General features: G+C 67.5%; 6 protein-coding genes and 1 pseudogene. 1 reads left to right on the forward strand and 6 read right to left on the reverse strand.

Annotated features, from left to right (window positions below):
- Nucleotides 1–43: 43 nt before the first annotated feature.
- The 6 genes from ACFWF3_RS25810 to ACFWF3_RS25835 all read right to left on the reverse strand — a co-directional run bounded on the left by ACFWF3_RS25810 (nt 44) and on the right by ACFWF3_RS25835 (nt 4,113).
- Nucleotides 44–736 (reverse strand): FABP family protein, encoded by a 693-nt coding sequence (locus ACFWF3_RS25810; protein ID WP_379315865.1) that lies wholly within the window; start codon nt 734–736, stop codon nt 44–46.
- 179 nt (nt 737–915) lie between these two features.
- Nucleotides 916–1,221 (reverse strand): DUF1416 domain-containing protein, encoded by a 306-nt coding sequence (locus ACFWF3_RS25815; protein WP_056818727.1) that lies wholly within the window; start codon nt 1,219–1,221, stop codon nt 916–918.
- Between the two features lie 5 nt (nt 1,222–1,226).
- Nucleotides 1,227–2,060 carry a sulfurtransferase gene (locus ACFWF3_RS25820; RefSeq protein WP_379315867.1) on the reverse strand — a complete coding sequence of 278 codons (834 nt, stop codon included), beginning with the start codon at nt 2,058–2,060 and terminating at the stop codon, nt 1,227–1,229.
- 29 nt (nt 2,061–2,089) lie between these two features.
- Nucleotides 2,090–2,560, reverse strand: coding sequence for a DUF4395 domain-containing protein (locus tag ACFWF3_RS25825; RefSeq protein WP_379315869.1), 471 nt, complete (start codon nt 2,558–2,560; stop codon nt 2,090–2,092).
- Between the two features lie 273 nt (nt 2,561–2,833).
- On the reverse strand, nt 2,834–3,268 hold the full coding sequence (locus tag ACFWF3_RS25830; protein ID WP_379315871.1) for a thioredoxin family protein: 435 nt from the start codon (nt 3,266–3,268) through the stop codon (nt 2,834–2,836).
- Complete coding sequence (locus ACFWF3_RS25835; RefSeq protein ID WP_379315873.1) at nt 3,265–4,113, reverse strand: LmeA family phospholipid-binding protein; 849 nt, start codon at nt 4,111–4,113, stop codon at nt 3,265–3,267. The genes ACFWF3_RS25830 and ACFWF3_RS25835 overlap by 4 nt, the downstream gene beginning before the upstream one ends.
- Before the next feature lie 200 nt (nt 4,114–4,313).
- Between ACFWF3_RS25835 and ACFWF3_RS25840 the strand changes: the two are divergent.
- Nucleotides 4,314–4,411 (forward strand): annotated as a pseudogene (locus tag ACFWF3_RS25840) (DNA-binding response regulator); the annotation flags it as partial.

Consider the following 4,411-nt stretch of genomic DNA (forward strand, 5'->3'; position numbering starts at 1 on the left):
GGCCCGCCCAGATCAGATCTGGGCGGGCCGTTCTCGAAGAATCTCAGCCGATGTAGCGGACCAGCCGCGCCGACAGGCGGGGGACGAGCGCGCCGTCGGGGTCCACGCGCTCTTCCACGTAGGCGAGGTCGCCGTTGTCGACGATGCCGTAGAGGCGTTTGGCGCCGCCCACCACCGCGCCGGAGGTGCTGCGGATGGAGACGTCGGTCGCGAGCTCCCAGGAGGCCTGGTTGCGGGCCTTGCCGTAGTACAGCTCGATGACGCCGTTGCTGTGGGTGAGCAGGAGTTCGAGCAGCTCGTCGGTGCCCTCACCGCCGACCCGCCAGTAGCCGCTCTCGCGCAGGTCCGGGCCGGTGTACTTGCCGTCCGCGTCGAGCTTCCAGGTCTGCGATTCCCAGGCCAGGTAGTCGCCGCCGTCGTGGGAGACGATGATCTGCTGGCCGAAGCGGTAGTCGCCCTCGGCGGGGTGGTGGCCTTCGCCCTCGCCGCGCCACACGCCGACCAGCGGCAGCAGGGCCAGCATGGCGTGGTTCAGATCCGGGCCGAGGCGCAGATTGGCCGTGTCCTCGGGCAGGGGGAGGCCGGGCAACACCGAAATGTTTCGGGCGCCGGTTTCCTTCGCCCGTTCGGCGGCGACGTTGACTGCTTCGTCGCCGCTACGACGCTCGGCCGGAGCGTCTTGCTCTGTGCTCGCTCGCTCGGCCGGTTCGTTACCTTCGCCAGCGAGCCCGCTCATGACTCGGTGAAGAGCCGGTAGAAGACGTACAGGCCGAACCAGCCGATGAGAATCGACACGGCGACAAGGAGTACCTCGAAGAAGATGACCACAATCGGAGTCTAGCCAGTCCTCGTAACAGATACGAAAACGGCCCTGGTAGTTCCCGCACAGGAACTACCAGGGCCGTTGTGAGCTTCTTACTTGGCGACCGCGACGTCGACGGCGTGAATGCCGGCGCCCTCGGGGCTGATCTCGGCGGAGCCGTTGCCCGACGAGCTCAGCGCGCGCAGGGTCCACGAACCCGGCGCGGCGAAGAAGCGGAAATCACCGGTGCCGGAGGCCACGACCTCGGCGGTGAAGTCACCGTTGCCGTCGAGCAGACGCACGAACGCGCCGCCGACGGGCTGGCCGTCGGTGCTCAGGACACGGCCGGTGATGACCGTTTCCTTCTCCACATCGACGCCGGCCGGAATGGCCTGTCCCTGGGTAGGTGCTGCACACATATTGATTACGCTCCCAACTCGATAGGCGCTCCGACGAGGGAACCGTATTCGGTCCAGCTGCCGTCGTAGTTCTTGACGTTCTGGTGGCCGAGCAGCTCCTGCAGCACGAACCAGGTGTGCGAGGAACGCTCGCCGATGCGGCAGTAGGCGATGGTCTCCTTCTCGCCGTCCAGGCCCGCATCCTTGTACAGCTCGGCCAGGTCGGCGTCGCTGCGGAAGGTGCCGTCCTCGTTCGCGGCCTTGCTCCACGGCACGTTGATCGCGCCCGGGATGTGGCCGGGACGCTGGCTCTGCTCCTGCGGCAGGTGCGCGGGCGCGAGGATCTTGCCCGAGAACTCGTCGGGGCTGCGCACGTCGACCAGGTTCTTGGTGCCGATGGCGGCGATGACCTCGTCACGGAACGCGCGGATGCTCAGGTCGGGAGCGGCGGCCTTGTACTGGGTGGCCGGGCGCGCGACCGCGTCGCGCGAGAGCGGACGACCGTCGAGCTCCCACTTCTTGCGGCCGCCGTCGAGCAGCTTGACGTCGTTGTGGCCGTACAGCTTGAAGTACCAGTAGGCGTAGGCCGCGAACCAGTTGTTGTTGCCGCCGTAGAGCACCACGGTGTCGTCGTTGCCGATGCCACGCGCCGAGAGCAGGTCGGAGAACTGCTCCTGGTTCACGAAGTCGCGACGGACCTGATCCTGCAGGTCGGTCTTCCAGTCAAGGCGGATGGCGCCTTCGATGTGGCCACCCTCGTAGGCGGAGGTGTCCTCGTCGACCTCGACGAAGACGACGCCGGGGGCGTTGAGGTTCTCTTCGGCCCAGTCAACGGAGACCAGGACATCGGAGCGAGCCATGTTGTTCCTTTCAGAGACGTGCAAGGGGGTCAGTTCGGTGCCGGGGCTGGTGACCGGCGGAAGCGAGCTACCAGCGGATAGATCTGGCAACCCAGGCAGACCCCGAACGCCGCGTTCAAGAACGCCGCGAACAGGGCGAAGCCGGCGAACACCGCGCCGACGATCGAGGAGCCGAGCGCGAAGCCCAGCAGGGAGAGACCGGCGAACACGAAGCCGAGCGCTTGCGCGAAACGCAGCGGCGGCACGGGCTCGGTCTCGGTGGGCGGACCGTTGCGCGGCGCGACGAACGCGGCGTAGATCCGGCCGTAAGGGTGCTTGGCGGGGCCGCTGATCGCGCCGATCGCGAAGACGACGGCCTGCAGGCCGATCAGGATCGCGGCCGCGGCGGTCGAGAAGGCGGCGACGAGAAGCACGAGAACCAGCACGCCGGTGGTGATCCAGGCCACGAAACGCGGCCCGCGGACATCGACGCGAGGGGGAGATTCAGAGGAACGGGTCATTGTGCGAACTCCTGGGCTTTGTGTAAGTCAGGGGGATCTGCCTGGTCACCGGGGGATCCAGAGGATCACTCGCACGGCGGGCATAGATCGACGTCAGAAATCTCGGGAGAGAAAAAGCCGATCGGTCAGCAGCACAGGCAGCAACAACCACCGAGGCGACACAGATCAACTGTGCGGCGTCGGGTGAGCATCAGCTCGTGGTCGGTTTGCACGAGGAGTAGTTTACCCGGTCTCACCGGAGAATGTCTCGGCCCCCCTGGATATGGGGCTAGATCACACCGTCAGGGGCTCGAGGGCGGTGCGCAGGTCGCCCGCCTTGGGAACGCCGGAGATGCGGAAGCGCTCCTTGCCCTCGGCGTCGAAGACGAAGGTCGTCGGCAGCGAGAGGACATTGAGCTCGCGGGCCAGCGCGGGATCGGCGTCGATGTCGATCTCGATGTCGCGCGGGGCATTCGGGGACTCCGACAGGTCGGCGGTGACGCCGGCGACGACCCGGCGGACCGCGTCACACGGGCCGCACCAGTCGGCGGAGAAGTGCAGCACCGCGGGGGTCGCACCGGTCACACCGGCGGCGTCGAGCAGGCGGGCGCGCTGATGTGTCTCGGGGTCGAGGGTGGCGGGACGAACCTGCCCCTGCCTGCGCGACAGGTAGAACCCGACCGCGACGGCGGCCGCGATGACGGCGGCCAGAATGACGATCTCGATCATGGTTGCTGCAATCGGTCCAGGTCGATGGTGATGTTGCGGCCGACACCCTCGACGACGATCTGGCCGCCGAGCGCCGACACCTCGGTCGGTGCGACACCGAACGGCAACTCCTTGATATCGATCGTACGGCTGAAGCGGGCGAGCACTGCGGCGTGATCGGTCTCGGGGATCTTCGAATCGGTCTTGACCGCGGCGGTGGTGTCGACCGTGCTGGTGGTGTCGGTGTAGAAACCGGTCGCCTGGATCCGGACCTTGTCGCCCTCGAGCAGCAGGTCGGCCTGGATCTGCACCGGCACCCGGGTCGCGGAACTGGACGGGGTGACACCGGCGGGCAGGACACGGCCGTTCGCCGCGGTGGGCAGGGTGCCCTTGAGGACGAGGACGCCCGCGGTGGTCATTCCGGACCCGCCGGAGCCCCCCGTGCCGTCGGACTTGTCGGCCGGCGGGGTGTGGACCTGCAGGTCCGGGATGCCGAAGAGTTTGCCGAGTTCGGTGGGCTCGAAACGCATCAACGCGTCGATCCGGTCGACCTGCGCCGTGCGCGCCGCGCCGTCGAGCAACTCGCTGGCCGTGGCGTGCAAGCCCTGCAGCTTGGCCTCGATGCCGACCTCGCCGGGGATGTCGGGCCGCACGGCGCGGGCGCGGATCGTCACGTCGTCGTAGCGGCCGCTCATCGCCTGGGCGGCGAACGGGAATCCGTGGAACGTGACTTCCGGGTCGGCGGACAGATCCGCGCCCGCCCGCAGTTGACGAGAGACGTGGTACTCCGAATAGGCGGCGGCGCCGAAATCGATGACCACCGCCAAACCGGCCAGGCAGAGAAGCCCGATGATCAGCTTGCGCATGCTGTGACACTAGCGGCTGGCGCCGCGGGTCGCGGGCCCCTGGTCCCTCCGAGGCGAGGGCGAAGAACACAAAACGGACGCCGTGTTGCGAGGTAGTGGCTGTAGAGGCGCTAATGTTGCACACGACTTAACCTGTGTTTCGGCGACGTAGCTACGCGGCTGCTGTCGTCCGCGGAGCAACGAGATAGGAGGAGAGCCCCATGGAGCTGCTCCTACTGACCTCCGACCCCAACCCCGACGCGGTCCTGCCGTCGTTGACGCTCCTGGCGCACAACGTCCGGCCCGCGCCGACCGAGGT

This window comes from Nocardia sp. NPDC060220 (assembly GCF_042727815.1).
In the GTDB taxonomy this organism is placed as follows: domain Bacteria; phylum Actinomycetota; class Actinomycetes; order Mycobacteriales; family Mycobacteriaceae; genus Nocardia.

Coding starts and splice junctions, on each gene's coding strand:
- ACFWF3_RS25825 (WP_379315869.1), bottom strand. CDS start 2,560: ATGACCCGTTCCTCTGAATCTCCCCCTCGCGTCGATGTCCGCGGGCCG.
- ACFWF3_RS25815 (WP_056818727.1), bottom strand. CDS start 1,221: ATGTGTGCAGCACCTACCCAGGGACAGGCCATTCCGGCCGGCGTCGAT.
- ACFWF3_RS25810 (WP_379315865.1), bottom strand. CDS start 736: ATGAGCGGGCTCGCTGGCGAAGGTAACGAACCGGCCGAGCGAGCGAGC.
- ACFWF3_RS25830 (WP_379315871.1), bottom strand. CDS start 3,268: ATGATCGAGATCGTCATTCTGGCCGCCGTCATCGCGGCCGCCGTCGCG.
- ACFWF3_RS25820 (WP_379315867.1), bottom strand. CDS start 2,060: ATGGCTCGCTCCGATGTCCTGGTCTCCGTTGACTGGGCCGAAGAGAAC.
- ACFWF3_RS25835 (WP_379315873.1), bottom strand. CDS start 4,113: ATGCGCAAGCTGATCATCGGGCTTCTCTGCCTGGCCGGTTTGGCGGTG.